Here is a 408-nt window from a genome sequence, read left to right as displayed (position 1 = left end):
GAGTAGCCTTTTTTGATGTTTGGTTGCGGGAGCCGGATTTGAACCGACGACCTTCGGGTTATGAGCCCGACGAGCTACCAGACTGCTCCATCCCGCGTCTGTGTGGCGGCATTCTACAGGCGAACGCCGGAGTGTCAACCGTTAATCCTGAATAGGGTCATATAAGCGTAGATGAGCGGCGAACGGTGGTGAGGGAAACTTAAGTTTCGGAATCGGAACGATTTCTCGTTTCTGCGCCGTCAGCCGTTACCCGCTCGTATCTATGCTCATATTTACAAAAGAGACGCGCACAAAAAAGGCCACTCTTTCGAGTAGCCTTTTTTGATGTTTGGTTGCGGGAGCCGGATTTGAACCGACGACCTTCGGGTTATGAGCCCGACGAGCTACCAGACTGCTCCATCCCGCGTC

Annotated in this window: 2 tRNA genes; both read right to left on the bottom strand. The window is 53.2% G+C overall.

The features are described from left to right. Positions 1 to 20: 20 nt before the first annotated feature. Positions 21 to 97 (bottom strand) — tRNA-Met (locus WLY71_RS30770). 232 nt (positions 98 to 329) lie between these two features. Continuing rightward, positions 330 to 406, bottom strand: a tRNA-Met gene (locus WLY71_RS30765). Positions 407 to 408 lie beyond the last annotated feature (2 nt).

Source organism: Pseudomonas rossensis (assembly GCF_039888995.1).
Taxonomy (GTDB): Bacteria; Pseudomonadota; Gammaproteobacteria; order Pseudomonadales; family Pseudomonadaceae; genus Aquipseudomonas; species Aquipseudomonas rossensis.
This window is presented reverse-complemented; position numbering and strand designations above follow the sequence as displayed.